At 67.3% G+C, this 26,027-nt stretch carries 24 protein-coding genes; 9 read left to right on the top strand and 15 right to left on the bottom strand.

Going from position 1 to position 26,027, the window contains the following annotated elements; all coding sequences use genetic code 11:
* Window positions 1-558 precede the first annotated feature (558 nt).
* Window positions 559-1,335 carry an enoyl-CoA hydratase gene (locus tag BLQ58_RS21775; RefSeq protein WP_029050657.1) on the bottom strand — a complete coding sequence of 259 codons (777 nt, stop codon included), beginning with the start codon at window positions 1,333-1,335 and terminating at the stop codon, window positions 559-561.
* Window positions 1,336-1,568: 233 nt separating this feature from the next.
* On the opposite strand from BLQ58_RS21775, the gene paaG reads away from it, so the two are divergent.
* From paaG to paaK, 3 genes are all read left to right on the top strand, one after another.
* On the top strand, window positions 1,569-2,438 hold the full coding sequence (gene paaG / locus BLQ58_RS21780; protein ID WP_092602038.1) for a 2-(1,2-epoxy-1,2-dihydrophenyl)acetyl-CoA isomerase PaaG: 870 nt from the start codon (window positions 1,569-1,571) through the stop codon (window positions 2,436-2,438).
* A gap of 30 nt (window positions 2,439-2,468) precedes the next feature.
* Window positions 2,469-2,909, top strand: coding sequence for a hydroxyphenylacetyl-CoA thioesterase PaaI (paaI, locus tag BLQ58_RS21785; RefSeq protein ID WP_029050659.1), 441 nt, complete (start codon window positions 2,469-2,471; stop codon window positions 2,907-2,909).
* 63 nt (window positions 2,910-2,972) lie between these two features.
* Window positions 2,973-4,277, top strand: a complete 1,305-nt coding sequence (paaK, locus tag BLQ58_RS21790; RefSeq protein ID WP_029050660.1) for a phenylacetate--CoA ligase PaaK — start codon at window positions 2,973-2,975, stop codon at window positions 4,275-4,277.
* 34 nt (window positions 4,278-4,311) lie between these two features.
* On the opposite strand, the gene norR is transcribed toward paaK, so the two are convergent.
* Complete coding sequence (norR, locus tag BLQ58_RS21795; RefSeq protein WP_029050661.1) at window positions 4,312-5,889, bottom strand: nitric oxide reductase transcriptional regulator NorR; 1,578 nt, start codon at window positions 5,887-5,889, stop codon at window positions 4,312-4,314.
* Window positions 5,890-6,040: 151 nt separating this feature from the next.
* Between norR and ytfE the strand changes: the two genes are divergently transcribed.
* Together ytfE and BLQ58_RS21805 are read left to right on the top strand one after the other, a co-directional pair.
* Window positions 6,041-6,730 (top strand): iron-sulfur cluster repair protein YtfE, encoded by a 690-nt coding sequence (ytfE, locus tag BLQ58_RS21800; protein ID WP_029050662.1) that lies wholly within the window; start codon window positions 6,041-6,043, stop codon window positions 6,728-6,730.
* Window positions 6,731-6,800: 70 nt separating this feature from the next.
* Complete coding sequence (locus BLQ58_RS21805; RefSeq protein WP_029050663.1) at window positions 6,801-9,080, top strand: nitric-oxide reductase large subunit; 2,280 nt, start codon at window positions 6,801-6,803, stop codon at window positions 9,078-9,080.
* A gap of 85 nt (window positions 9,081-9,165) precedes the next feature.
* Here the strand turns inward: BLQ58_RS21805 and BLQ58_RS21810 are convergent, their stop codons facing one another.
* From BLQ58_RS21810 to BLQ58_RS21865, 12 genes are all read right to left on the bottom strand, one after another.
* Entirely contained in the window at window positions 9,166-10,788 is a 1,623-nt protein-coding gene (locus tag BLQ58_RS21810; protein ID WP_029050664.1) for an ABC-F family ATP-binding cassette domain-containing protein, read from the bottom strand.
* A 124-nt stretch (window positions 10,789-10,912) separates the two neighbouring features.
* Window positions 10,913-11,797: a uroporphyrinogen-III C-methyltransferase gene (cobA, locus tag BLQ58_RS21815; RefSeq protein WP_092602040.1), complete on the bottom strand. Its 885-nt coding sequence runs from the start codon at window positions 11,795-11,797 to the stop codon at window positions 10,913-10,915.
* A gap of 13 nt (window positions 11,798-11,810) precedes the next feature.
* Window positions 11,811-13,310, bottom strand: a complete 1,500-nt coding sequence (locus tag BLQ58_RS21820; protein ID WP_029050665.1) for a nitrite reductase — start codon at window positions 13,308-13,310, stop codon at window positions 11,811-11,813.
* Entirely contained in the window at window positions 13,307-14,470 is a 1,164-nt protein-coding gene (gene nirJ / locus BLQ58_RS21825; protein ID WP_029050666.1) for a heme d1 biosynthesis radical SAM protein NirJ, read from the bottom strand. Before nirJ ends, BLQ58_RS21820 begins: the two co-directional genes overlap by 4 nt.
* 2 nt (window positions 14,471-14,472) lie before the next feature.
* A complete protein-coding gene (locus BLQ58_RS21830) occupies window positions 14,473-15,006 on the bottom strand; it encodes a siroheme decarboxylase subunit beta (RefSeq protein ID WP_049815786.1) in 534 nt (177 codons plus the stop codon).
* Window positions 15,007-15,011: 5 nt separating this feature from the next.
* The gene (locus BLQ58_RS21835; RefSeq protein WP_092602042.1) at window positions 15,012-15,512 is read right to left on the bottom strand and encodes an Lrp/AsnC family transcriptional regulator; all 501 of its coding nucleotides are present in this window, start codon (window positions 15,510-15,512) and stop codon (window positions 15,012-15,014) included.
* A complete protein-coding gene (locus tag BLQ58_RS21840; RefSeq protein ID WP_029050669.1) occupies window positions 15,509-16,492 on the bottom strand; it encodes a siroheme decarboxylase subunit beta in 984 nt (327 codons plus the stop codon). Before BLQ58_RS21840 ends, BLQ58_RS21835 begins: the two co-directional genes overlap by 4 nt.
* A gap of 15 nt (window positions 16,493-16,507) precedes the next feature.
* Window positions 16,508-17,773 (bottom strand): cytochrome D1 domain-containing protein, encoded by a 1,266-nt coding sequence (locus BLQ58_RS21845; protein ID WP_092602044.1) that lies wholly within the window; start codon window positions 17,771-17,773, stop codon window positions 16,508-16,510.
* Window positions 17,695-18,024 (bottom strand): c-type cytochrome, encoded by a 330-nt coding sequence (locus tag BLQ58_RS21850; RefSeq protein WP_029050671.1) that lies wholly within the window; start codon window positions 18,022-18,024, stop codon window positions 17,695-17,697. Before BLQ58_RS21850 ends, BLQ58_RS21845 begins: the two co-directional genes overlap by 79 nt.
* Before the next feature lie 107 nt (window positions 18,025-18,131).
* Entirely contained in the window at window positions 18,132-18,437 is a 306-nt protein-coding gene (locus tag BLQ58_RS21855) for a c-type cytochrome (protein WP_029050672.1), read from the bottom strand.
* 64 nt (window positions 18,438-18,501) lie between these two features.
* Window positions 18,502-20,151, bottom strand: coding sequence for a nitrite reductase (locus BLQ58_RS21860; RefSeq protein ID WP_029050673.1), 1,650 nt, complete (start codon window positions 20,149-20,151; stop codon window positions 18,502-18,504).
* 416 nt (window positions 20,152-20,567) lie between these two features.
* A complete protein-coding gene (locus BLQ58_RS21865; RefSeq protein WP_029050674.1) occupies window positions 20,568-21,695 on the bottom strand; it encodes a murein transglycosylase A in 1,128 nt (375 codons plus the stop codon).
* Between the two features lie 63 nt (window positions 21,696-21,758).
* On the opposite strand from BLQ58_RS21865, the gene BLQ58_RS21870 reads away from it, so the two are divergent.
* Window positions 21,759-21,956, top strand: a complete 198-nt coding sequence (locus BLQ58_RS21870) for a hypothetical protein (protein WP_029050675.1) — start codon at window positions 21,759-21,761, stop codon at window positions 21,954-21,956.
* Between the two features lie 46 nt (window positions 21,957-22,002).
* On the opposite strand, the gene apaG is transcribed toward BLQ58_RS21870, so the two are convergent.
* Window positions 22,003-22,377, bottom strand: a complete 375-nt coding sequence (apaG, locus tag BLQ58_RS21875; RefSeq protein ID WP_049815787.1) for a Co2+/Mg2+ efflux protein ApaG — start codon at window positions 22,375-22,377, stop codon at window positions 22,003-22,005.
* A 204-nt stretch (window positions 22,378-22,581) separates the two neighbouring features.
* Between apaG and rpe the strand changes: the two genes are divergently transcribed.
* The 3 genes from rpe (at window position 22,582) to trpE (ending at window position 26,026) form a co-directional block, all read left to right on the top strand.
* Window positions 22,582-23,283, top strand: coding sequence for a ribulose-phosphate 3-epimerase (gene rpe, locus BLQ58_RS21880; RefSeq protein WP_029050706.1), 702 nt, complete (start codon window positions 22,582-22,584; stop codon window positions 23,281-23,283).
* A gap of 14 nt (window positions 23,284-23,297) precedes the next feature.
* The gene (gene gph / locus BLQ58_RS21885; protein ID WP_029050676.1) at window positions 23,298-24,041 is read left to right on the top strand and encodes a phosphoglycolate phosphatase; all 744 of its coding nucleotides are present in this window, start codon (window positions 23,298-23,300) and stop codon (window positions 24,039-24,041) included.
* A 461-nt stretch (window positions 24,042-24,502) separates the two neighbouring features.
* Window positions 24,503-26,026, top strand: a complete 1,524-nt coding sequence (gene trpE, locus BLQ58_RS21890; RefSeq protein WP_029050677.1) for an anthranilate synthase component I — start codon at window positions 24,503-24,505, stop codon at window positions 26,024-26,026.
* The last annotated feature ends 1 nt before the right edge of the window (window position 26,027 follow it).

The raw sequence follows: 26,027 nt of genomic DNA on the forward strand, positions 1-26,027 counted from the left end.
CTCGCTCTTTCGAGCGGTCGCTCACTCTCAGAAAACTGACTGGCTCGCGTCTCGCGACGCAAACCAACATGTTTTACTGTGCGAGCACTGATAACTTTTGAAGCATCACGAAGCCAAAGCCCCGTGGCGTTCGCCATCAAGCGCCCACACTTATCGGTTGTTTGTTTGTTAAAGAACCCCAGCAACCGGCTTTGCCGTTCGCTGTCGCTGCGTCTTTCGTTGCAGCGGAGAAACGAGATTATGCAGAGCATTCAACGTTTCGTCAACAGTTTTCGCAGAACTTTTTTCTGCCGGCCAGCGCTGCAAACCTCGCAACTCCAACCCCCTGTCAACCCCGCAACCCTTGTCGCTGCTGCGTTTGCAGCGCGCTTTGTGTTGCGAGGGGGCGAATATTAGGCCCGTTCCGCGACCTTTGCAACACGCATGTCACGAATTCATGGCGAGACATTCGGAATCCGCGACACAAGCCGTTGATCGCAAAGGAAAATCGGCCCGGCAAATTATTATCGGGCCGACCAATACCCCTCAACTTGCCTCGGGTATCTCCTGACTCAAGTTTCAGCGATGCTTAAAAACAGGTGGCCGTTTCTCCACAAACGCGGCCATCCCTTCCTTCTGATCCTCGGTCGCGAACGTCGAATGGAACAGGCGCCGCTCGAAACGGACGCCCTCGTTGAGCGTTGTCTCATAGGCCGCGTTGATCGACTCCTTGATCATCATGACCACCGGCAGCGAGTAGCCGGCAATCGTCTCGGCCGCCGACACAGCCTCGTCCACCAGCTTGTCGGCCGCCACCACGCGCGACACCAGCCCGGCCCGCTCGGCCTCCGCGGCGTCCATCATGCGCGCCGTCAGGCACAGGTCCATGGCCTTGGCCTTCGATACAGCGCGTGGCAGCCGCTGCGTGCCGCCCGCACCGGGCATGGTGCCCAGCTTGACCTCGGGCTGGCCGAACTTCGCGCTGTCCGCGGCAATCACGATGTCGCACATCATCGCCAGTTCGCACCCGCCTCCGAGCGCGTAGCCGCCCACCGCCGCGATCACCGGCTTGCGGATGCGGCGGATGGTTTCCCAGTTGCGCGTGATGTAGTCGCCCTTGTAGACATCCATATAGGAATACCGGGCCATCATGCCGATGTCGGCGCCGGCCGCGAATGCGCGCTCGCTACCTGTGATGACGATGCAGCCGATGGCCTCGTCCGCGTCGAATGCGGTCAGCGCGGCGCCCAGTTCGTCCATCAGGGCGTCATTGAGCGCGTTCAGCGCCTTGGGGCGATTGAGCGTGACCAGCCCGACGCGGCCACGCGTCTCCACCAGGATGTTCTCGTACGGCATGTCTTCTCCTTGCGATGAGAGGAATCGGTGATCTGTCTGATACAGAAGCGGATCGATACTCGCCCGCCGCCGTGGCGCCGGTCAAGGCGGGCTGCCACCTCTTGCGCCGTGCCCGCATCCCTACTACTATTTGCCGACCGACTGGTCGGTTAATTTAAAGGACGTATGCCGCTATCTACAATGGCCATGCGACCCATTGCGGCAGCAGATCCGCATATCGACCCGAAGATCAAATGGCGCAGGAGACCACCATGCCCCCGTCCCAGGTTAGCCCGGCCAGCCCGGTTAGCCCCGCGCACGCCCCAACGCGTGCGAGTCTCGAATCCGGCCCCATCCTGCTGCGCTGGCACGGCGATGTGGCCGTCATCACGCTCAACCGCCCCGACAAGCTCAACAGCTTCACCCGCGACATGCATCGCGCGCTGGTGCAGGCGCTGGATCAGACCGAAGCCGGCGGTGCCCGCGCGCTGCTGCTGACCGGCGCCGGCCGGGGCTTCTGTGCTGGGCAGGACCTGGCCGATCTCGATTTCACGCCCGGCCAGGCCACCGATCTGGGCGAACTGATCGATACCTGGTTCAATCCGCTGGTACGCCGCCTGCAGGCGATGCCGCTGCCCGTGATCGCCGCGGTCAACGGCACGGCCGCGGGCGCGGGCGCCAATCTGGCGCTGGCGTGCGACATGGTGCTGGCGGCCCGCTCGGCCAGCTTTATCCAGGCGTTCATCAAGATCGGGCTGGTGCCCGATTCCGGCGGCACGTGGCTGCTGCCCAAGCGCCTTGGCATGGCCCGCGCGCTGGGCCTGGCGATGACCGGCGACAAGCTCAGCGCCGAGGAAGCCGAGAAATGGGGCCTGATCTGGGAAACGATGGACGACCCCCTGCTCATGGAACAGGCCATGGCGCTGGCCACCCACCTGGCCGCGCAGCCCACGCGCGCCCTGGCGGCGATCAAGCAGTCGATGCACGCCAGCGCCACGAACACCTTCGACGCCCAGCTCGACCTCGAACGAGACCTGCAGCGCCAGCTTGGCCAGTCCCACGACTACAACGAAGGCGTGAACGCCTTTCTTGAAAAGCGCGCCCCGCACTTCAAGGGCGCCTGATCCCCTCCCCCGCGAGTGAAGGAGACCCGCTTGAACCAAGACCCCCAGGCCCTCGCCCAGGCCACCGCGCATGCCATGTACGAGTCCGACGCCTGCAGCCGCTGGCTGGGCATGGTGATCGAGGAAGTCCGCCCCGGCTACGCCCGCCTGTCGATGCCGGTGCGCCCCGAGTTCCTGAACGGCCATGCCATCTGCCATGGCGGCCTGATGTTCACGCTGGCCGATTCGGCCTTCGCGTTCGCCTGCAACAGCCATAACATCAACACCGTGGCGTCGGGCTGCAGCATCGAATTCCTGCGTCCCGTGCAGGGCGGCGACGTGCTGACGGCCGAAGCCGTCGAGCAGATCCTGTCCGGCCGGCATGGCGTGTACGACATCAAGGTGACCAACCGCGCCGGCGAGCCGGTGGCGATGTTCCGGGGCAAGTCGGCCCAGATCAAGGGGCACGTCATCCCACCGGCCGAGGCCTGACACCAGACAAACGCGGTACCCTGCGCCAACGTAGCGCACCCATCCCGGAAACGTGGAGACATCATGAGTACGCGCCTCACCGATCTGCCGCTGGAGCCGATCGAGACTGCCAGCCGGCAGCAACTGCAAGCCCTGCAGCTTGAACGCCTGAAATGGTCGCTGCGCCATGCCTACGAGAACTCGCCCGTGTACCGGCGCAAGTTCGACCAGGCAGGCGTGCATCCCGACCAGGTGCAGTCGCTGTCCGACCTGGCGCGCTTTCCGTTCACCACGAAGAAGGACCTGCGCGACAACTACCCGTTCGGCATGTTTGCGGTGCCGCAGGACCGCGTGGCGCGCGTCCATGCCTCGTCGGGCACCACCGGCAAGCCCACGGTTGTCGGCTACACGCTGCGGGATATCGACACCTGGGCCACGGTGATGGCACGCTCGATCCGCGCGTCGGGTGCGCGGCGCGGCGACAAGGTGCACATCAGCTACGGCTACGGGCTGTTCACGGGCGGGCTTGGCGCGCACTACGGCGTCGAGAAGGCCGGCCTGACGGCCATCCCGTTCGGCGGCGGCCAGACCGAGCGCCAGGTGCAGCTGATCCAGGACTTCAAGCCCGAGGTCATCATGGTGACGCCCAGCTACATGCTGGCGATTGCCGACGAACTGGAGCGCCAGGGCATCGACCCCGCGTCGACGTCGCTGCGCATCGGCATCTTCGGGGCCGAGCCGTGGACACCCGAGATGCGGCAGGCGATCGAAAAGCGCATGGGCATCTCGGCCGTCGACATCTATGGGCTGTCCGAAGTGATGGGTCCGGGCGTGGCCAACGAATGCGCCGAGACCAAGGACGGTCCCACCATCTGGGAAGACCACTTCTATCCCGAGATCATCGATCCCGACACCGGCGACGTGCTGCCCGATGGCGAATTCGGCGAACTGGTCTTCACGTCGCTCAGCAAGGAGGCGATGCCGGTGGTCCGCTATCGCACGCGAGACCTCACCCGCCTGCTGCCGGGCACCGCCCGGGCAGCCTTCCGCCGCATGGAGAAAATCACGGGCCGCACCGACGACATGATGATCGTGCGCGGCGTGAACGTGTTCCCGTCGCAGATCGAGGAACTGATCCTCAAGCACACCGAACTGGCGCCGCACTACCAGTGCGTGCTGGGCAAGGAGGGGCCGCTCGACACCCTGACCGTGCGCGTGGAATGCGCCCACGGCGCCGAGCCGTCGGTGGCGGCCCGGGCGCGCGAGCAGCTGACACACGACATCAAGGCCTATATCGGCGTCACGGCGGGCATCGAGATCCTGCCGGAAGGCGGCGTCGAGCGGTCGGTGGGCAAGGCGCGGCGCATCGTCGACAACCGGCCGCGCTGACCGTCACCGGGCGTCAGCCGTCACCCGCCCCCCGCTACCGGGCGCGGGCCGAGCGATGCGTCTCGCGCTTGAAGCCCAGCCGGCGCGCCAGCTTGTGGAGGTTGCTGGCATCCACGCCAAGCTGGCGCGCGGCCTGCGACCAGTTGCCGTCCTGCGCCAGCAAGGCCTGCTCGATGCAGCGCCGCTGGCAGGAATCCACCGCCTCGCGCAGCGACACGGCCGGCACCACCACCGGCGGCGCCAGCTCGACCGGCGTCACGGCGGCCGGGGTCAGCCCGCCGCCCACCCCATCGGCATCGAACAGATCGCGGAACAGGTCGGCGTCGAGCGTCAGGATGTCCACGCGATTGGCGCCCCGGCTCACCAGCTTCAGCGCCGCGCGGCTGATCACGTGTTCCAGCTCCCGCACATTGCCCGGCCACGGATAACGCCGCAGCGCGTCCTGCGCGGCGGCGGACAGGCGCAGGCTGCGCAAGCCCAGCCGCGCGCGGTTCAGTTCCAGGAAATGTCCGGCCAGCAGCAGCACGTCGTTGTCGCGTTCGCGCAGCGGCGGAATCGGAATCGGATACACCGACAGCCGGTGATACAGGTCGGCACGGAACGAGCCATCGCGCACATGCTCGCGCAGGTGGCGATTGGTGGCGGCGATCACGCGCACGTCCACGCGGCGCGGCCGGTCGGACCCGAGCCGCTGGATCTCGCCGTTCTGCAGCGTGCGCAGCAGCTTGGCCTGGATCGACAGCGGCAGTTCGCCCACTTCGTCCAGGAACAGCGTGCCGCCATCGGCGGCCTCGAAGCGGCCGGGCCGCTCGCCCGTGGCGCCCGAGAACGCGCCGCGCGCATGGCCGAACAGTTCGCTCTCGGCCAGCGACTCCGGCAACGCCGCGCAGTTCACGTGGATCAGCGGCCGGTTGCGGCGCCGCGACAGCCGGTGCAGGCGGTGCGCGAACAGTTCCTTGCCCACGCCGGTTTCGCCCAGCAGCAGCACCGGCAGCTCCGAATCCGCCACCACGCGCAGTTCGTGCAGCAGGTGGCCGATGGCCTGGCTCTGGCCGATGATCTCGCCGTCGTCGCGCACCACGTCGCCAGCGGGCGCGTCGATCCGCCCCTGCCGTAGCGCCCGGATCTCCGCCTCCAGCCGCGTGATGCGGATGGCGGCCTCGATGACCGGCGTCAGCCGTTGCAGCTCGATCTGGGCGGCATCGGTGAACGTGCCCACCTGCAGCGCATCGAGCGTCAGCACGCCCCACGTCTTGCCTTCGGCTTCCAGGCTGATGCCCATGCAGTCGTGCACCGGCAGCGGCTCGCCAACGTGTTCGTCGATCAGGCCGTCGTAGGGGTCGGGCAGTGCGCTGTCATGGTGGAAGCACGTCACGCCCCGGCGCGCCAGGATGGCCGCCAGCCGCGGATGCAGGCGCACCGCGAAGCGGCGCCCCAACGCGTCGCGCACCAGGCCATCGACGGCCAACGGCCGCAACTGGTCTTCCTCCAGGCGCAGCAGCGCCACCGCGCCGCAACGGAAATGCGCGCGCAGGCTGCCCACCAGTCTCTGCATCCGAACTGCCTGCGGCAGATCCGCGCACAGGTCGGCCTGTAGTAGCTCGCCAATCATGGTTGAAAACACCCTCTTCAGGTTCGATTCACCACGCCGGCTCGCGGTCCAAAAGACCCTGCCGAAAGGTAAATCATTGAATCTTTGAATATTTCTGATGGGCACGAGATTCGCACAAGAGACGTCGGCATTTATTGAGAAGGAGCAAACCATGAGCATGCAAGACCAGTCTCTGGGCCAGTTGGCTCGCCGGATCCCCGGTGCGACGAAGATCTTCCACGACTACGACCTCGACTTCTGCTGTGGCGGTTCGCACACATTGCGCGACGCTGCCCAGGCCAAGGGGCTGGACGCCGCCGCGATCGAAGCCCGCCTGCAGGCACTGCAGGCCGAGGCCCCCGCCGCAGGCCACGACTGGAGCGAAGTGCCGGCCGGGGAACTGATCGGCTACATCCTGGCGCGCTTTCACGAGCGCCACCGGGAGCAGTTGCCTGAACTGATCCGCCTGGCGCGGCGCGTCGAGGAAGTGCACGGCGACCGGCCCGAATGCCCGGTGGGCCTGGCCGATCACCTCAGCGTGATGCTGCAGGAACTGCTGAGCCATATGCAGAAGGAAGAACAGGTGCTGTTCCCGATGCTGTCGCGCGGCATGGGCGCCATGGCCTGCGCGCCGATCACGGTCATGCGCATGGAGCACGACGACCACGGCGCCGCGCTGCAGCGGCTGTCGGACCTGACACACGACATCACGCTGCCGCGCGCCGCGTGCAACACGTGGCGGGCGCTGTACCTGGGCCTGCGCACGTTCCGCGAAGACCTGATGGAACACATCCATCTGGAAAACAACGTGCTGTTCGAGAACGCCGCGCGTCCGGCGCACCCCGCGAATCCGGCGCACTGATCCCGACCTCTGACCGGCGAGCCATCTCGCATCCTGCCAACCCATACACGCGTACCGATACGCATCCATCATGGGCCCCTACAAGAAACTATGGTTCACGCTGATCGCCGTGCTGGCGATCACGTTCGCGCTCCTTGGCTACTACGGCGCCGAGGTCTACCGGCAGCAGCCGCCCATCCCGGCGCAGGTCGTCACCACTGACGGCGCGAAGCTGTTCACCGCCGAGGACATCCTCGACGGCCAGACCGCCTGGCAGTCGGTGGGCGGCATGCAGCTTGGCTCGATCTGGGGCCACGGTGCCTACCAGGCGCCCGACTGGACGGCCGACTGGCTGCACCGCGAACTCACCGCGTGGCTGGACCTGGCCGCACGCGAGCGATTCGGCAAGGACTTTGCCGTGCTCGACGCCGGCGACCAGGCCATGCTGCGCGCGCACCTGAAGGCCGAATACCGTGGCAACCACACCGACGCCGGCAACGTGCTGACCGTGTCGCCACGCCGCGCCAAGGCCATCGAGATGACGGCCGGCTATTACCAGCGCCTGTTCTCCGACGCGCCCGAACTGCACAAGAGCCGGGAGAGTTTCGCGATGAAGGAAAACACGCTGCCCTCGCCCGAGCGGCGCGTGCAGCTCACGCATTTCTTCTTCTGGACAGCGTGGGCCGCCGCCACCGACCGTCCCGGCCACACCGCCACCTACACCAACAACTGGCCGCATGAACCGCTGATCGACAATCGCCCGACCGCCGAGAACGTGGTCTGGTCGGTGGCCAGCGTCGTGGTGCTGCTGGCCGGCGTGGGTCTGCTGATCTGGGCGTGGGCGTTCCTGCGCGGCAAGGAAGAGCCGCTGCCGCCCGCGCCGGCCCGCGATCCGCTGTCGACCTTTGCGCTGACACCCTCGCAACGCGCGCTGGGCAAGTACGTGTTCCTGGTGGTGGCGCTGTTCGCGTTCCAGGTGCTGATCGGCGGCTTCACCGCGCACTACACCGTCGAGGGCCAGAAGTTCTACGGCATCGACATGTCGCAGTGGTTCCCGTACGCGCTGGTTCGCACCTGGCATATCCAGAGCGCGCTGTTCTGGATCGCCACGGGCTTCCTCGCGGCCGGCCTGTTCCTGGCGCCGCTGATCAACGGCGGGAAGGATCCGAAGTACCAGCGGCTGGGCGTGGACATCCTGTTCTGGGCGCTGGTGGTGGTCGTGGTGGGCTCGTTCACGGGCAACTACCTGGCCATCGCGCAGAAGATGCCGGCCCACCTGAATTTCTGGCTGGGCCATCAGGGCTATGAGTATGTGGACCTGGGCCGCCTGTGGCAGATCGGCAAGCTGGCCGGGATCGTGATCTGGCTGGTGCTGATGCTGCGCGGCATCGCCCCGGCGCTCAAGGCACGCAGCGGGGCCGACAAGAACCTGCTGGCGCTGCTGACGTCGTCGGTGGTGGCCATCGGCCTGTTCTACGGCGCGGGCCTGTTCTACGGCGAACGCACCAGCCTCACGGTGATGGAGTACTGGCGCTGGTGGGTGGTCCACCTGTGGGTGGAAGGTTTCTTCGAGGTCTTTGCCACCACGGCGCTGGCCTTCGTCTTCTCCACGCTGGGCCTGGTGTCGCGCCCGATGGCCACTGCGGCCAGCCTGGCCTCGGCCTCGCTGTTCATGCTCGGCGGCATCCCGGGCACCTTCCACCATCTGTACTTTGCCGGCACCACCACGCCCGTGATGGCCATCGGCGCCACGTTCTCGGCGCTGGAAGTCATGCCGCTGATCGTGCTGGGCCATGAGGCCTGGGAAAACTGGCGACTCAAGGAACGCGCCCCGTGGATGAACAACCTGCGCTGGCCGGTGATGTGCTTCACGGCCGTGGCGTTCTGGAACATGCTCGGCGCCGGCGTGTTCGGCTTCATGATCAACCCGCCGATCTCGCTGTATTACGTGCAGGGCCTCAATACCACGCCGGTCCACGCGCACGCCGCGCTGTTCGGGGTCTATGGCTTCCTGGCGCTCGGCTTCACGCTGCTGGTGCTGCGTTACGTCCGCCCGGACTACAAGCTGAGCCCGCGCATGATGTCGATCGCGTTCTGGGGCCTGAACGGCGGCCTGGTGCTGATGATCGCCACCAGCCTGCTGCCGGTGGGCATCATCCAGGCGCTGGCCAGCATCCGCGAAGGGCTCTGGTACGCGCGCAGCGAAGCGTTCGTGCAGCAGCCGATCCTGCAGACGCTGCGCTGGGTACGCACCTTCGGCGACGTGGTCTTCCTGGTGGGCGCCCTGACCTTCGCGCTGCAAGTGGTGCTGGGGCTGCTGTCGCACGGCCCGGCACGCGAGGTGCCGGAAGGCCGTCTCGCTCGTCAGTAACGCCGTAACGCCGTAACGCCGGCAGGAAGCCGCCGTGCGGCTGTCGGGGCCCGGCGGCTTTTTTGCATCGATCGGCAGACGACATTCACCAGGCATCGAGCCGCCAGCCTTCGTCGGTGGCCAGCAGGCGGTCGGTCAATGCCAGGCCGTCCATAAAGAAATCGTCGTGCGATACCACGACGAGGGCGCCCTGGTAGCCCCGCAGCATCGTTTCCAGCGCCTGAGCCGACTGAAGATCCAGATGGTTGCTCGGTTCGTCGAGCAACAGCAGTTGCGGCGGCGGGTTGGCGTAGAGGGTGCAGGCCAGCGATGCCTTCAGCCGTTCGCCGCCGCTCAGCGCGCCGCTGGGGGCGGCGATCTTCTGCGCATCGAGCCCGAGTTGCGCCAGCAGCATGCGCAGGTTTGCCTCGGCGGCCGTGCAGTTCGCCGCCTGCATCTGCGCCAGGACTGACTGCTCCGGATCGAGATTGGCCAGTTGCTGGTCCAGGTAGACCGTCCCGGCCGAACGCCTGCAGGTGCCGGCCAACGGGGCAAACTGGCCTGCCAGCGTCTTCAGCAGCGTGGATTTTCCGCAACCGTTCGGCCCGACCACGCCCACGCGCTGCCTGGCCGTCACGGTCAGGCTGATGCTGCGGGTGGCGCCCACCACGAACGGTAGCGCCACCGCGTCAAGCTCGGCCAACCGCCGGTGCGCGGCCTGCGGACCCTGAGCGACCGGCACGCCGTGAAGTGTGATGTGTACCGCGTCTTCCACCTGCTGCGCGGCTTCGCGCACGCGCCGGTCCAGATCGGCCTGGCTGGCGGCTTGTTGCAGGCGCAGCTTGCCGGCGGACACTTCGCTGCGCGCCTTCTGGCCGCCGAGCAGGATTTTGGCCTGGTTCGCGGCTTTCCCCTCCCGGTTGCCGCGCGCCCGGCGCCGCGCCTGACGCTCGCGCTGATCCTGCATCGACCGTTGCTCGCGCCTGCGTTCGCGCTTGCGCTGGTCAAGCTGATCGATCGCGTGCTGCCGCTCGTCGGCCTTGCATTGGGCGTAGAACGTGTAGTTGCCGCCGTAGCTGCGCAGCCCCAGCGAGGACAGCTCCACGATGCGCGGCAGGGTATCCAGAAGCGCCCGGTCGTGGCTCAGCACCAGCAGACCGCGCGGCCACTGCTGCAATTGATCGATCAGCGCCCGACGCGCGGGACGGTCGAGGTGGTTGCTGGGCTCGTCCAGGATCAGGAAATCCGCTTCGGACAACATGGCGCCGATCAGCGCCACCCGCATGGCCTCGCCGCCGCTCAGGGTGTCGGCAGTCGTCGCCGCATCGAGATGACCCAGGCCGCTGCGATCGAGTGCCTGTTGCAGCCGCTGCCGCACATCCCAGCCGCTGCCCACGGTATCGAAATCGTCGGGGGCGCTGCTGCCCGCCTCGATCCGCGCCAGCGCGTCAAGCGTGTGCTGTACCCCGGCCAGGCCGGCCACGGTGGCATCGGCAGGCGGCGCCACCTGCTGGGGCAGATAGCGCACACTGCCGGAGCGCAGGCAGCGCCCGCGCGTGGCCGGCAACTGTCCCGCCAGAATCCGGGCCAGCACGGATTTCCCCGCACCATTGCGGCCGACCAGGCCGGTGGGGCGCTGGTCGAACGTCTCGTCGAGATCGGAGAAAAGGCGCCTGCCATCGGGCAGGACATAGGACAGGCCTTCGAGCCTGAGATAGGGATCGGTCATGCATGGATTCCAGAGATGCCAGGAACTCCCCCAGCTTGCGGGGGCGGGTGGAGACTGGCCGTCTTGTCGACGGCGGCATCAATGGCGCATGGGACCAATACCTCTGTGTTGGGTGATCAGGCGGCTATTGTAATAGGGATGAAAGAATCTTGCGTGGCTGGCTCCCCGCCCCCTCTCCCGCTGGCGGGAGCGGAGAGACAATCGCAGGGCGATGCAGCGCCGCCGCCACCACTTCCCCAACGACGATGATCGACGGGCTCGCCAGCCCCGCGCCCACGGCATCGGTCAGCTTCCCCAGCGTGCCAGCCCAGCTGCGCTGATCGGCGCAGCTGGCGTGCATCACTACCCCGGCCGGCATGTCCGGCCGCATCCCGGCCCGCAGCAGCGCCGCGCGGATCGACGCAATGCGATGCATGCCCATATAGATCACCAGCGTGGTGCCGCTGGCCGCCAGCGCCCGCCAGTCCGGTTCGCCATCGCCGCGCGTATGGGCGGTGACGAACGTCACGCCATGGCAATGGGCACGATGGGTCAGCGCGATACCGAGCGCCTGCGCGGCGGCCAGGCCGCTGCTGATGCCGTTGACCACCTCGACATCGAGCCCGTGCCCGCGCAGGAACGCCGCTTCCTCGCCGCCCCGGCCGAACATCAGCGGATCGCCACCCTTGACGCGCGCCACGCAGCGTCCCGCCAATGCATGCGCCAAGGTCTGGGCGTGGATGCTGGCCTGACTGACCGAGCAACGTCCGCCGCGCTTGCCGACGGAAACGATCTCGGTGCCCGGGCTTGCGTAGCACGTCATCATGTCGGGCACCAGATCGTCGATCAGCCAGACCTGCGCTTCCGACAGCGCCCGCGCGGCCTTGACCGTCACCAGGTCCGGATCGCCGGGGCCGACACCCACCAGCCAGACCTTGCCCGTTTTCGGGCCCTCGGCGCCCTGCCGCGCTTCTCTTTCCTGCCCCTCTCGCGCCTGGCGCGGGCCGTCCGTGTTCCACCGTTTCGTCATGTCATCTCCCGGTTCAATGGCTGGTGCCCGAAGAACGCGTGGTCTTGTTGAAGACGTTGTACTTGCCCACCGGCTTGTCCATCGGCAATCGCTTAATTTCCTGCAGCGTGGCCGCGTCGTAGACCACGATGGCGCCCTTGTCTTCCATCAGGCTGACCAGCGCATAGCGCCCATCGCGCGTGAACTCCACATGCGCCGCCGTCCGGCCGGGCGAAGGCGTGACGCTGCCCACCACCTTCAGCGTCTGCTTGTCGATGATCTGTAGCGTGTCGCGGCGCGGGCTCATCATGGCGTCGGTCCATGCATAGGGCGTGGCCTCGTGGCTGCGCAGAAAGAATCCCGGGCCATTCGTGGCGATGGTGGCCACGGTCTGCCAGGTCTGCATGTCGATCACGCTCAGCGCGCCCTGCTTGAGGTTGGGCGACGCCATCACGTCGCGCCCGTCACGCTGCCAGGTGATGCCGCTGCCCAGGTGCGGCATGCCGGACAAGGCCAGGTCCGCTACCTTGCGGCCGGCGTCGAGATCGATCACCTGGCCCGCGCCGCCGCGCGAGGCGCCCAGGATATGGCGATACGGCTGGTCGAAGAAGAAGTCGTCGAGCACGTCGTCCAGCGCGATCACGCGCGGTTCCAGCGAGGTGTAGGGAATCTCCCAGACCTCGGGGATATCGCGCAGCGCGGCGATAAACGAGCCACGCGGCGCGGCATCGTAAACCGCCGAAACGCGCGACGCCTTGCCGTTTGCCCCCGTCACGGGATACACCCGCGCCAGCGACAGGTCATCGGCACGCAGCAGCACCATGGTCTGCGGCAGCGTGTTGCCGGCCAGCACCCATTTGCCGTCGTCGCTGACCGCCACATTGCGCGTGTTCAGCCCCGCGCGTGTCTCGGCCACCAGCGTCAGGTTCCACAGGTCGTACTTGCTGATCCAGCCGTCACGGCTGGCCACATAGACATAGCGGCCGTCACGGCTGAACTTGGGGCCGCCGTGCAGCGCAAAGCGCGTCTGGAAGCGGTGGATCGGCTCCAGCTTGTCGCCATCGAGCACGCTCAGGTGGTGGCTGCCCGATTCCACCACCAGGAACAGGTTCGATGGATCGGCGCGGAAGACCGGCTTGTCCGGCAGGCTGCCCGGCGCGTGATAGGCCACGCGCGACGCGCGGATGTCTGCTGCCTCCCAGTGCGGCGCCTGCGCCGGCGCCGTCCGCAGCCAGGTGGCGATCCGGTCCAGCGTGGCCTCCGGCAACTGGCCGGCAAAGCCCGGCATCTGCGTGGCGGCCCGGCCATGACGCAGTACATCGCGCAAGGCATCGGGCTTGAGCCGCTCCAGGCTCTCCGGCAGCAGCGCCGGCCCCATGCCGCCGAGCCGGTCGGCGCCGTGGCAGGCCGCGCAATGCTGCTGGAAGGCTGCATCCGGGCCGGACAACGGACCGGACGCCGTGGACGCCGTGCCGGCATGCGCAGCCGTCCACGCGCACGCCGCCGTCGCCAGCCCCGCAATCAGTCGTTTCATGCCGCGACCTCCCGGCCGAGCGGATCGGCGATTTCCTCATCGGACAGATAACAGCCCGGATCTTCGGCCCACGGATTGCCGCTGACGGCATAGGCCCGCACGCGCGTGTTGCCGTTGCAGATCTCGCGATGGGCGCAGGTGGCGCAGCGCCCTTCCAGCGGCCGGGGGTTCGACTTGAGTCCGCGCATCAACGGATGGCTGCGATCGTCCCAGATATCGGCGAACGCCCGCTCTCGTACGTTGCCGATCGACACATGCCACCACATGGTGTCCGGATGCACATTGCCAAGGTTGTCGATATTGGCCACGCCCACCCCCGTGGCATTACCGCCCCAGTTGACCAGGCGTTGGCGCATGTCCGCCAGCCGGTCGGGCTGGCGCCGGGCGATCCAGTGCAGCAGGCCGACGCCATCGGCATCGTTGTTGCCCGTGACGAAATCGCCGGCCCGGCCTTCTTGCGCACGCGCCCAGACATGGTCGAACAGCCAATCCACGGCCACGCGCGTATGGGCGTGATGGGCATCGTCGCCGCGGTGGCTGCTGCCACGGCCCGCATAGTTGAAATGCGAGAGATAAAACTTGTCGATGCCTTCGGCTTCGGTCAGCGCCACCACATCGGGCAACTCGTCGGCATTGGCGTCGGTCAGCGTCATGCGCACACCCACGCGCAGGCCGCATTGGCGGGCCACGCGCAGCCCGTCCAGCGCCTGCCGGAACGCGCCGGGGCAGCGCCGGAAGCGATCGTGCGTGGCTTCCATGCCGTCCAGGCTCACGCCCACGTAGTCGAAGCCGGCCACCAGCAGCCGGGCGGCGTGGCGGGTGTCCAGCAGTGTGCCGTTCGACGACAGCGAGAGATGAAAGCCAAGCCGCTTGGCGTGCGCGGCAATCTCGTACAGGTCTGGCCGCAGCAACGGCTCGCCACCGGACAAAATCAGCGCCGGCACCCTGGCCGCCTTCAGCTGTTCCAGCACGCCGATGGCCTCCGTGGTAGACAGCTCGCCCTTGAAGTCGGTATCGGCCGACGTGGAATAGCAGTGCTTGCAGTTGAGGTTGCAGCGCCGCACCAGATTCCAGATCACCACCGGGCCACTGGCACGGCGCGGCGGTGCTACGGGGCCGCCATCGCGCAATGCCTCCATGAAGCGGGAAACTCTGAACATGATCAATCTCCGGAAGCCCGCAGGCGCAGGCCGGTTTTCTTGAGGATGTGGGTGGACCAGAGCACGTCGTGCGCCCGGCATGCGTGGCCCAGCAAATTTCGTATTTCTGCGATGTGCGGAGCGGCTTCTTCCCGCGTGCGGGCATGGACCATCGCGAACAGGTTGTAGGGCCAGTCTGGCAGCCGGCGTGGCCGCTGGTAGCAATGGCTGACGCACGGCAACGCGCCCACGCGCGCGCCCAGTTCGGCAATCCGCGCGTCATCGACATCCCACACCGTCATGCCGTTGGCACGCCAGCCCAGCGCGTAATGGTTCGGCACCGCGCCGACCCGGCGCAGCACGCCGCGGTCGCGCATGGCCGCGAAGCGGGCCAGCACCTCGGCTTCCGGAATGCCGATCAGGTCGCCCAGCGCCTGCCACGGCGCCGGCACCAGCGGCAGTCCGGCCTGCGTGGCCTGGATCAGCGCGCGGTCGATGGCGTCCGGTTCGCTGGCACGGGCGGCAACGGCAAGGGGGATGCTGGGGGTGATCGGCATGGGCGCTATACCGGCAGATAGAGGTTGACGAAGAACTCGCGTTCCTTCGGGAAATGCAGGATCTCGACGCCCGCGCTGGCCTCCATGCGCGCCAGCACCGCGGGCACGTCGCCCGCCCTGGATACGGCCAGCACGAACCACAGGTTCAGGCGATGCGTTCGCGCGTAGTGATGGGCCACCTCCGGAAAGGCATTGATGGCCGCGATCACCGCGTCCAGCCGGTCGGCCGGTGCATGGCAGGCGCACAGCACGAACTGGCCGCCGGCGCGCTCGATCTGGAACAGCGGGCCAAAGCGCGTCAGCACCCCCCGCGCCAGCAGCCCGCGCAGCCGGCCGATCAGCGTGGCTTCGTCGATATCGAGTGCGGCTGCGGCATCGGCATAGGGGCGGGATGTCAGCGGCAGCCCAAGCTGCAGCGTGTTGATGATCTGCCGGTCGAGCGTATCGAGCGTATCGAGCCTGTCGAGTGCGCCCGGCGCATCGAGACCGGTGGCGGGGTCGATCATGTCGATGGCACCTCCCAGCTATAGCGCGTACCGCACTGCTTGAAGCACGTGCCGCTGCGCAGCACCCTGCCGGGCAGCGCACCCATGCCGGCCTCGTGGTCGAAGTGTTCCAGCGCGGATTGCAGCTCGGCTTCGCTGCGCGCATGCACCATCGCGAACAGGTTGTATGGCCAGCCAGGCAGCCGGCGCGTGCGGCGGTAGCACAGCGACACCGGCGCCACCCGCGCCAGCCGCGTACCGATGGCGTCCACACGGGCATCCGGCACATTCCACACGCACATGGCGTTATGACGATAGCCAAAGGGGCGGTGATGCAGGATCACGCCGAAGCGGCGGATCACGCCGCTGGCGTGCCACTGCGTGATGCGCGACAGCACCCGGTGCAGCGGCATGCCACTGCACCGGGCCAGCGCGTGGAATGGCTGCGGCGTCAGCGGCAGCCCCGTTTCCAGCGCCGCCACCAGGCGCCAGTCATCGTCGTCCAGATGTACCGGCGCGGCCGATGGCGTGCGCCTGCCGCGGGGCGTGTCCGACGCGCCGGACATCGAGAAGCCAAGGTCGATGTGGTACTCGCGCTCCATCGGCAGGTCCAGCGGCATCTGGTCCACGTCATCGGCGATGCTGCCCAGCAACACGTCCAGCGCGGCACGATTGCGCGCGCCCGCCACGAACCAGAGGTTGTATCGGTGACCATGGCGCGCGTAGTTATGGCTGACCGCGCCATAGGCATTGACGCGTGCCGCCACACGGGGCAGCGCATCGGGCGGCACCGCCAGCGCCGCCAGCGTGCTGGCGCCGATCACGTTGGGCGCGAACACGGCGCCGATCCGGCTTACGCGGCCGGCGCCCAGGTCGCGCGCCAGCAGGCTCAGTACCGTGTGTTCGTTCAGGTCCAGCGCGGCGCCGGCGCTCTGGAACGGACGCGGTACGATGGGGAAGTCGCGCTGGATGCAGTCGTAGAAGCGTTGCTCGTCGAACATGGCTGTCACAGGCAATTACATGCCGATGCGCTGCGCGCGCACCGTGAAGAAGATGCCGCTGGGCTGGTCGGCCTGGAGCGTGGCGATGCGCTGGAACGTCGCCGTGTCGTAGACCTCCACGCGGTTGTCGTCGCGGCAGGACAGCCACAAGGCTTCACCCTTCGGCGTGAACTCCATGTGCAATACGCCGTGGCAGGGCGTCAGCGTCTTCACCACCTGACGCGTGGCGGTATCCACCACCTGCACCGTGTCGTTCTTCGGAAAGGCAAAGTTGACCCACACCTGGCGGCCGTCGGGGCGGGCCATCGCAAACACGGGCTGCCCGGCCACGGTCACGCGTGCCCGTTCCTGCCAGTTGTGTGCGGGGTCCGCCACCAGCAGTTCGTGTCGGCCGATGGCGGGCAGCCACGCCTGCCCCTGCGCCATGGCCCAGCCGCGCAGGTGCGGCATCTTGTAGACCGGCAGCGGCGCCTCGCCCCGGCCGTAGCCGGACAGCACCTTGCGCGCAGCGGGCGGCGTCTGCCACAGGTCCACCAGCGACAGGCCGTCCTCGCCGAACAGGCCGGCCAGGTACCAGCGCCCGTCGGGCGTCACCAGGCCGTCGTACGGCTCGCGGCCGGCGGGCAGGCGCGTGACCTGCGGCTGGCGCGGGTTCGATGCATCGATGATCCAGATTTCGCCGGCCTCGAACAGGCTCGCCGCCAGCCGCTGGCCGGGCAGGTCGGCCAGGCCCACCACCTTGGAGCGGCGGCCGTCGGGGCCGATGGCTGGAATTTCGGATAGCAGTTCGAGCGTTTCGGCATCGGACAGCTTGATGCCGCCCGGCGCGTAGTTCTGCGCGGCCACCACCTTGCCGTTCTGCAGCATGGCGCCGCCGATACTGTTGCCGGCCTGCTTCACGCGATGGGTGATGCGCTGCGCCAGCAGATCCACGCGGGACAGGCCGCCGTCACGGCCAAAGACATAGGCGTACCGCCCATCGCGCGAGAACACCACGCTCGCGTGGGACAGATCGCCCAGGCCCTCGATGGTGCCCAGGCGCGTCATGCCGGAGGTTTCCACGATCTGCAGCCGGCCGGTGGCTCGCTCGATGACCACGCCAAGGTCGCCGGTGCCGCGCAAGGCGGTTGCCGGCGTCGCGGGCGAGCTGGCACACGCAGCCACGACCGACGATACCCCCAGCGCAACGGCCGCGGAACGGATCAGTCGTGCAATGCACCGGCGGACGGCGTGGGGAGCACGGGCGGCGGTTTGCCCGCCTGGAGTCTGTCGATCAGCCATTGGGCTTCTTCCTGCGTCATGAACGGTTGCCACGGCGGCATGGCGGTGCCGGGCCGGCCCTGCAGCACGGTGGCCACCAGGCCGTCACGCGGCTTGCCGGCCAGCGCCTCGGCTGTCAGCGGTGATCCCAGCCCGCCCTGCAGCGTCATGCCGTGGCAGGCACCGCAGTCGTCGCGCAGCCAGCGCGCCAGTTGCGCCTGGCGTGCCACGGACGGCTCCGCATGCACCAGCGCGGCCGGCACGGCGAGCATGCCGAGCAGCACCAGATGCCAGGCGATGGATCGGGCCATGGGTCGGTGGATCAAGGGATCAGTGGGTTGGAGGTTTGGAGGTTTCGCGGTTTCGAGGGCGCGAAGGATCAGAGCGTCAGTACCCACTTGGCCAGCGCGCTGGCATCGGCATCGCTGAGCGCGTTGGGCGGCATCGGGATCGGACCCCACTTGCCGGTGCTGCCTTTCTGGATGCTTTGCGACAGCTTCGCCGCGGCGTCCTTGTCGGTCTTGTACTTGGCGGCCACTTCCTTGAACGCCGGGCCCACCAACTTCTTGTCTACGCTGTGGCAGGCCATGCAGTTCTTGCTCTTGGCCAGGTCGGCATTGGCGTGGGCGGCCATCGGCAGCGCGGCTGCCAGCAAGGCGGCGCCAATCACTTTTGCGGGATGCATATCGTTCTCCTGATTTCGAAAACTGGACGAGCAGCCGGCGCCGCCAGGCGCCGGCTGCCGGACCTCAATAAACGTCGTGCTGGGTGTTATGGGTGTTGAACTTGCCGGTCGGGGTGATCAGGCGCGGGTCCTTGATGACGGTCTTGAGCTTGCGCGTCCTGTCATCGACCACGACGAGCGCCGATTCCTGGTCCTTGGTGCCCCAGACCGAAAACCACACCTCGTCGCCGGCCTTGTTGTACTCGGCCTGCACCACGCGCTTGGCGCCCTCGCCCTTCAGGTTGGCCCATTCGGCAATCGGCAGAACGTCGTAGCCGCCTTCGAGCTTCCGGGTATCGAACACGGCCACCGACTGGTTCAGCCTGGTGTCGGGGTTCAGCGGCGTGTCCACCCACAGGTTGCGGGACTTCGGATGCGTCTTGATGAACAGCGATCCGCCCCCCTGCCCCTTGAGCGTCTGCACCACCTTCCAGGCACTGGCCTTGTTCTTCACCGGGTCGGTGCCGATCAGGCTCACGGTTTCATCGCCCAGGTGGCTCGTGGCCCAGACCGGACCGTATTTCGGATGGACGAAATTGGCGCCCCGGCCGGGGTGCGGGGTCTTGCCCACGTCCACCAGCGCGGCCAGGCGGTCTTCCTTGGTGTCAACGACGGCGATCTTGTCCGACGCGTTGGCGGCCACCAGGAAGTAGCGGCCCGTGGAATCGAAGCCGCCGTCATGCAGGAACCTGGCCGAGTCGATCGTGGTGGTCTTCAGGTTCTTCAGGTCCGAATAGTCCACCATCAGGATCTTGCCGGTTTCCTTGGCATTGATGACGAACTCGGGCCGGTAGTGGCTGGCGACGATCGATGCCACGCGCGGCTCGGGGTGGTATTCGTTATCGACCGTCATGCCACGCGTGGACACCACCTTCAGCGGCTTGAGCGTGTCGCCTTCCATGATCACGTACTGCGGGGGCCAGTAGGAACCGGCCACGGCGTACTTGTCCTCGTAGCCCTTGTACTTCGAGGTTTCCACCGAACGCGCCTCCAGGCCGATCTTGACCTCGGCCACGTTGTCGGGCACCGGCATCCACAGATCGATCAGGTTCAGGCGCGCATCGCGGCCAATCACGTACAGGTAGCGCCCCGATGCCGACATGCGCGAGATATGCACCGCGTAGCCGGTCTTGACGATATTGATGATCTTCTTGGAATCGCCGTCGATCAGCGCCACCTCGCCCGAATCGCGCAGCGTCACCGAGAACAGGTTGTCGAGGTTGTAATTGTTCATCTTGCGCGTGGGCCGCCGTGCCACGGGCACGATGTCCTTGCGCGATTTCTCGATATCGGCCAGCGAGAATTCCGGCGGGGTCGGCGGCTCCAGTTGCACGTAGCGCGCCATCAGGTCCACCTCGTTGTCGGACAGATCGCCCGACGTGCCCCAGTTCGGCATGCCGGCCGGGCTGCCGTACTTGATGAAGGTCTTCAGGTATTCGGTGCCGCGCGCACGGGTGAGGTCGGGGGTCAGCGCCTTGCCCGTGGCGCCCTTGCGCAGCACGCCGTGGCAGCCCGCGCACCGCTCGAAGTAGATCTGTCTGGCGTGGTTGAACTCATCCGCGGTCAAGGTGGGAACCGGGTTCGGCGGCGGCGCCGTCTCGGCCTGGCCATGGGCCATCCAGAGGAACAGCGGCAGCGCGGCCATCGCGGGGAACATCCTGTTTTTCGCCTTCATGTCTCTGCTCAGCGAGAGTGGGGAATGCCGTGGCGTGCTGGTGCACGTCGGATGCGCCCATCATCGTGAAAATGCGATAACCAGGGATTGATGGCAGTCAAGCCGGCGACAGTTCACACGGAACTCGGCCCTTGGGATGCGTCACAGCGTGACGGAATGCGAGAGCGGTGTTGGAGAAATGCGAAGGGCGCGCGCCGGGAACGGGAAAGCCCCTTGGCGCGGAGAGGGATATGGGAGAGGGGAAGACGGCGGATCGCCGAAGGTTTTCGGTTCCCCTCCGCCGCGCGCGAGGGGTCAGGGGAAAGGGCGTTGAGGTTCTGCCTGCCGACGACACGAATTGAAGCGCCGGACCCTTTCCCCGAGCCCCTCTCCCGCATGGCGGGAGGGGGGAGGTAACCGTGGGCCAGCGGCAGCCATCAACTGCGCGGCATCAGCACCCACATGCGGCCGCCCTGCTTCATGCGGCCGGCGGTTTCGCCGGCGGCGTCGCCGGCGCCCCAGAAGAAGTCGGCGCGCACGCCGCCCTTGATGGCGGAGCCCGTGTCCTGGGCGAACATCAGGCGCTGGATCGGCTCGGTGGACAGCGGGCGCGTGGTCGACAGGAACACCGGCACGCCCAGCGGGATCGTGGCCGGATCGACGGCGATGGAGCGTTCCGCGGTGAGCGGCACGCCGAGCGCGCCGACCGGGCCATCGTTGTTCGGCGGCAGTTCTCGGAAAAATACGAAACGCGGATTGACGTTCAGCATTTCCTCGACGCGCGCCGGGTTGTTGCGCGCCCAGGCCTTGATGCCCTGCATCGTCGCTTGCGCGGGCGTGATCTCACCACGGTCAAGCAGCCATTTGCCGAAGGAGCGGAACGGCTGGTCGTTGGTGCCGCCGAACCCGACGCGCATCATCGTGCCGTCTTGCAGGCGGATACGGCCCGAGCCCTGAATCTGCAGGAAGGCCGCCTCGACGGCATCGTCGACATAAACCAGTTCGTTGCCGCGCATCGCCGGCATCTGCAGCAGCTCGGCACGCGCAGGCAGGGCGCCGCGCAGTTGTGCCGGGCGGCGGTACAGCGGCACCTGGTACTGGCCCTGCCGGGTGCGCGACCCATGCAGGATGGGTTCGTAGTAACCGGTGATCAGGCCACTATCGGTGCCATCGACGTTGACCACGCGGAACGGCTGGAAATTGGTTTCGAAGTAGGCGCGCATGGCCGGCAGGTCGCTGGCGTCCACCATCAGGCCGGTGGCGCACACGCGGCTCCATTCGGGCTTCTTCTTCAGCGCCTGGCAGCTGGCCTGCAGGGCCGGCCAGGCGGCGCGCACGTCGTCCTGGCTCCAGCCGCCGATCTCGGCCCAGGAGGCCGGCTGCAGCTTGCCGGCGTTCGGCGAGGCCGATGGTGCCGGGGTGCCGGCCGTGCCGCCCGGTTGCACGCGGATGGGGCCGCCGCTCATGCAGCCGGCCAGCAATGCGGCGCCCAGGGCGGAAGCGGCCAGCGCCAGCCAGCCTCGGGAAGACGCACGCGGGGCGCGCGGGGAATACTGATATGCCATCTTGTTCGTTCTTTGCCTACAATCTCAAGCCGATCCGCCGACTGTCACCGACTGCCCCACGCGATGAGCCAGTTCTTCGAAAACCACCCCACCCTGCTGCTGGCAGCCGAAGCCGGCCTGGCGTTGCTGCTGCTGATTTTCATCGTGGTCTGGACGATGGGCACCGCGAAGAAGCATCCGCGCCCCACCCGCGCGCCGCAGGACCACCCGTCGCGCGCCGCCCAGGCGCCGCAGGAGACCGACAAGGCGCCGGACGCCTAGGTTCCCCCAGGCGGCCCCGCCCGCACGCCGCCGTGCCGCGATCCGCTCAGTGGAGCATGCGCGGCAGCACCAGCGCGAATTCGGGAATCGGCACCTCGAAGCGGTGGCCGTCCTCGGCCACGCAGAAATACTCGCCCTTCATCGACCCTACCGGGGTCGAGATCGTGGCCCAGCTCGAATACTCGAAGTGCTCGCCCGGCTTGAGCAGCGGCTGGTGGCCCACCACGCCCAGCCCCGCCACTTCCTGCGTGGCGTTGTCGCTATCCGTGATGATCCAGTGGCGCGAGATCAGCTGCGCGGCCACTTCGCCGATGTTGTGGATGGTGATGGTGTAGGCGAACGCATAGCGTCCGCGGTCCGGGTCCGATTGGTCGGCCATGTACTGGGTGCGTACGGCCACGGAGAAAGCGTACTCGCTCATTGTTCGACGGATGAGGATGGTCGGCTGGCCGGCGTCCCGCCAGGGGGCGCGGCCGGGTGTGTCGCATTGTGCGGCAAGGGCTGGGCAGGGGCAAGCGCGCCTTGCCGGGCAGGATCGGGCCGGACCGGCGTAAAATACGCGCCATTCTCGCGGATCCCCCCGTATCCGCCGCCTTCAGCGCCTCAATCCAGCGTCCGACCAGCCATGAGCCAGCCCACCTACCGCATCGCCCCGTCCATCCTTTCCGCCGACTTTGCCCGCCTGGGCGAGGAAGTGCGCCGCGTCACCGAGGCCGGTGCCGACTGGATCCACTTCGACGTGATGGACAACCACTACGTGCCCAACCTGACCGTGGGCCCGCTGGTCTGCGAGGCCATCCGCCCGCACGTGACCGCCCCGATCGACGTCCACCTGATGGTGCGCCCCGTGGACCGCATCATTCCCGACTTTGCCAAGGCGGGCGCCAATATCATCACGTTCCACCCGGAAGCCAGCGATCACATCGACCGCTCGCTGGCACTGATCCGCGACAACGGCTGCCAGGCCGGCCTGGTGTTCAACCCGGCCACGCCGCTGCACCACCTGGACCACGTGATGGATCGCCTGGACGTGATCCTGCTGATGAGCGTGAACCCGGGCTTCGGCGGCCAGTCGTTCATCCCCGAGACCCTGAACAAGCTGCGCGCCGTGCGTGCCCGGATCGACGCCTACACGGCCCGCACCGGCCGCCAGATCCTGCTGGAAGTGGACGGCGGCGTAAAGCCGGACAACATCGCCGAGATCGCGGCGGCGGGCGCCGACACCTTCGTGGCCGGCTCGGCCGTGTTCGGCAAGCCTGACGCCGACGGCGGCTACAAGGGCATCATCGGCAAGTTCCGCGACGTGCTGGCCGGCGTCGGCAAGTAAGGCGGGCCCGGACGATGACGAGCGAAATCCTGCGCCGCACCGACTGGCGCGGCATCCAGGCGGTGATCGTCGACCTGGACGGCACCATGGTCGATACCGCCGGCGACTTCCATGCGTCGGTCAACGCGATGCTGCTGGCGCTGGTGCACCAGCATCCGCACCTCGGTCCGGTGGAGCCGATGTCCGCACAGGAAATCGTCAGCTTCGTCGGCAAGGGGTCGGAGAACCTGATCCGCCGCGTGCTGGACGCCCGCTTCAGCCCGCTGCACGCCAACGGCCTGTTTGCCGACGCCTACGCGCTCTATGACCGCGAGTACGTGCGCATCAACGGCCAGTTCTCCAATGTCTACCCCAATGTCCGCGAGGGCCTGGCGGCGTTGAAGGCGCTTGGCCTGCGCATGGCCTGCGTGACCAACAAGCCGTGGAATTTCACGGAACCGCTGCTGGCCAAGACCGGCCTGGCCCAGTATTTCGAGCTGGTCTACGGCGGCGATGCCTTTGCGCTGCGCAAGCCGGACCCCTACCCGCTGCTCAAGGTGGCCGAGGCATTCCGCCTGGAACCGGCCGCCGTGCTGGCCATCGGCGACTCCGAAAACGACGCCCGCGCGGCCCGGGCGGCGGGCATGGGCGTGCTCTTGATGCCCTATGGCTACAACCATGGGAACCCTGTACAAGGCGTTGACGCCGATGGTATAGTCGCCGACATTGCCCGCGTGGCAGCGATCCTTGCTGCACACCGGTCAAACCATCACGGTTAATCCCCGAACACCATCAATGTTCCTCAACCGCAAACGCATCTTTTCTGGCAGTGATCGGCAGGCCTGGCCCTGGCGTCGCTGGCGCGCCTCTGAACAGGCGTAAAGTGCGTTCGCGAGTTTCCTGACGGGCCTGGGTCGCCCGGACTTCCGCGGTCTGCGGATTCCTCCCACCCAGGCTCCGCCGGACCGGTCCAGATGTCCTGACGACCGGCCTCCCCGGCAGATCCTTCCGCCAGCGCCGTAGTTCCGGTTGCTCCTGCTTGCGCCTGTGCTACGGTTAGCCTCGAGAACGCGCCACGCGCCGCCCCTGGCCGTGTGCAGCGCATCGATTCGCGTGTGCGCCACGGTCCGCCCCCCGGGGAGGCGGGTTGATGCAGCTTGTTGCCCTCCCATCCCGCAGACGACATCACGGTGCCGCCCGACCCGACCATACTGGCCGGCGCCGCAAGTAGAGGATCGACATGACCGAACTGGAATTCAAATCGCTGGCCGACCAGGGCTACAACCGCATCCCGATCATTGCCGAGGCGCTGGCCGACCTGGAAACCCCGCTCTCGCTGTACCTGAAGCTGGCGCAGTCCCAGACGCGCGGCGTGAATACCTTCCTGCTGGAATCGGTAGTGGGCGGCGAGCGTTTCGGCCGCTACTCGTTCATCGGCCTGCACGCGCGCACGCTGATCCGCGCCTATGGCCAGCGCGCCGAGGTGGTGACCGACGGCAAGGTCGTGGAAACGCACGAGGGCAACCCGCTGGACTTCATCGCCGCGTTCGAAAGCCGCTTCAAGGTGGCGCTGCGCCCGGGCCTGCCCCGCTTCTGCGGCGGCCTGGCCGGCTACTTCGGCTACGACGCCGTGCGCTATATCGAAAAGAAGCTGGCCGACAAGCAGATGCCCGACGACCTGGGCCTGCCCGATATCCAGCTGCTGCTGTGCGAAGAACTGGCCGTGATCGACAACCTGTCCGGCAAGCTCTACCTGATCGTCTACGCCGACCCGACCACGCCGGAAGCCTATTCCCGCGCCCGCCAGCGTCTGCGCGAACTGCGCATGAAGCTGCGCCAGCCGGTGGATGTGCCGGTGACCAGCCCGTCGGTGCAGACCGAGGTCTATCGTGAATTCGCCAAGGCCGACTACCTGACGGCCGTGCACAAGGCCAAGGAATACATCATGGCCGGCGACATGATGCAGGTGCAGGTGGGCCAGCGCCTGGTGAAGCCGTACCGCGACTCGCCGCTGTCGCTGTACCGCGCGCTGCGCTCGCTGAATCCGTCGCCGTACATGTATTTCTACAACTTTGGCGATTTCCAGGTGGTGGGCGCGTCGCCCGAAATCCTGGTGCGCCAGGAAACCCGCAAGGTCGGCACGCCCCAGAACGGCGACACCGAGACCGCGCGCATCGTCACGATCCGCCCGCTGGCCGGCACGCGTCCGCGCGGCAGCACCCCCGACCGCGACGCCCAGCTGGCCACGGAACTGCTCAACGATCCCAAGGAGATCGCCGAGCACGTGATGCTGATCGACCTGGCGCGCAACGACATCGGCCGCATCGCCGAGACCGGCTCGGTCAAGGTCACCGACAAGATGGTGATCGAGAAGTACTCGCACGTGCAGCACATCGTCAGCTCGGTGGAAGGCACGCTGCGCGAGGGCATGAGCAACCTGGACGTACTGCGTGCCACCTTCCCGGCCGGCACGCTGTCGGGCGCGCCCAAGGTGCGCGCGATGGAAATCATCGACGAACTGGAACCGCGCAAGCGCGGCATCTACGGCGGCGCCGTGGGCTACCTGTCGTTCGGCGGCGAGATGGACCTGGCCATCGCCATCCGCACCGGCGTGATCAAGGACGGCAATCTCTACGTGCAGGCCGCGGCCGGCATCGTGGCGGACTCGGACCCCGAGGCCGAATGGAGGGAAACCGAGGCGAAGGCGCGCGCCGTGATCCGTGCCGCCGAACAGGTCCAGGACGGCCTGGACGCCGACCTCTGAG

Origin of the sequence: Ralstonia sp. 25mfcol4.1 (assembly GCF_900104095.1) — a bacterium.
Lineage (GTDB): Bacteria > Pseudomonadota > Gammaproteobacteria > Burkholderiales > Burkholderiaceae > Cupriavidus.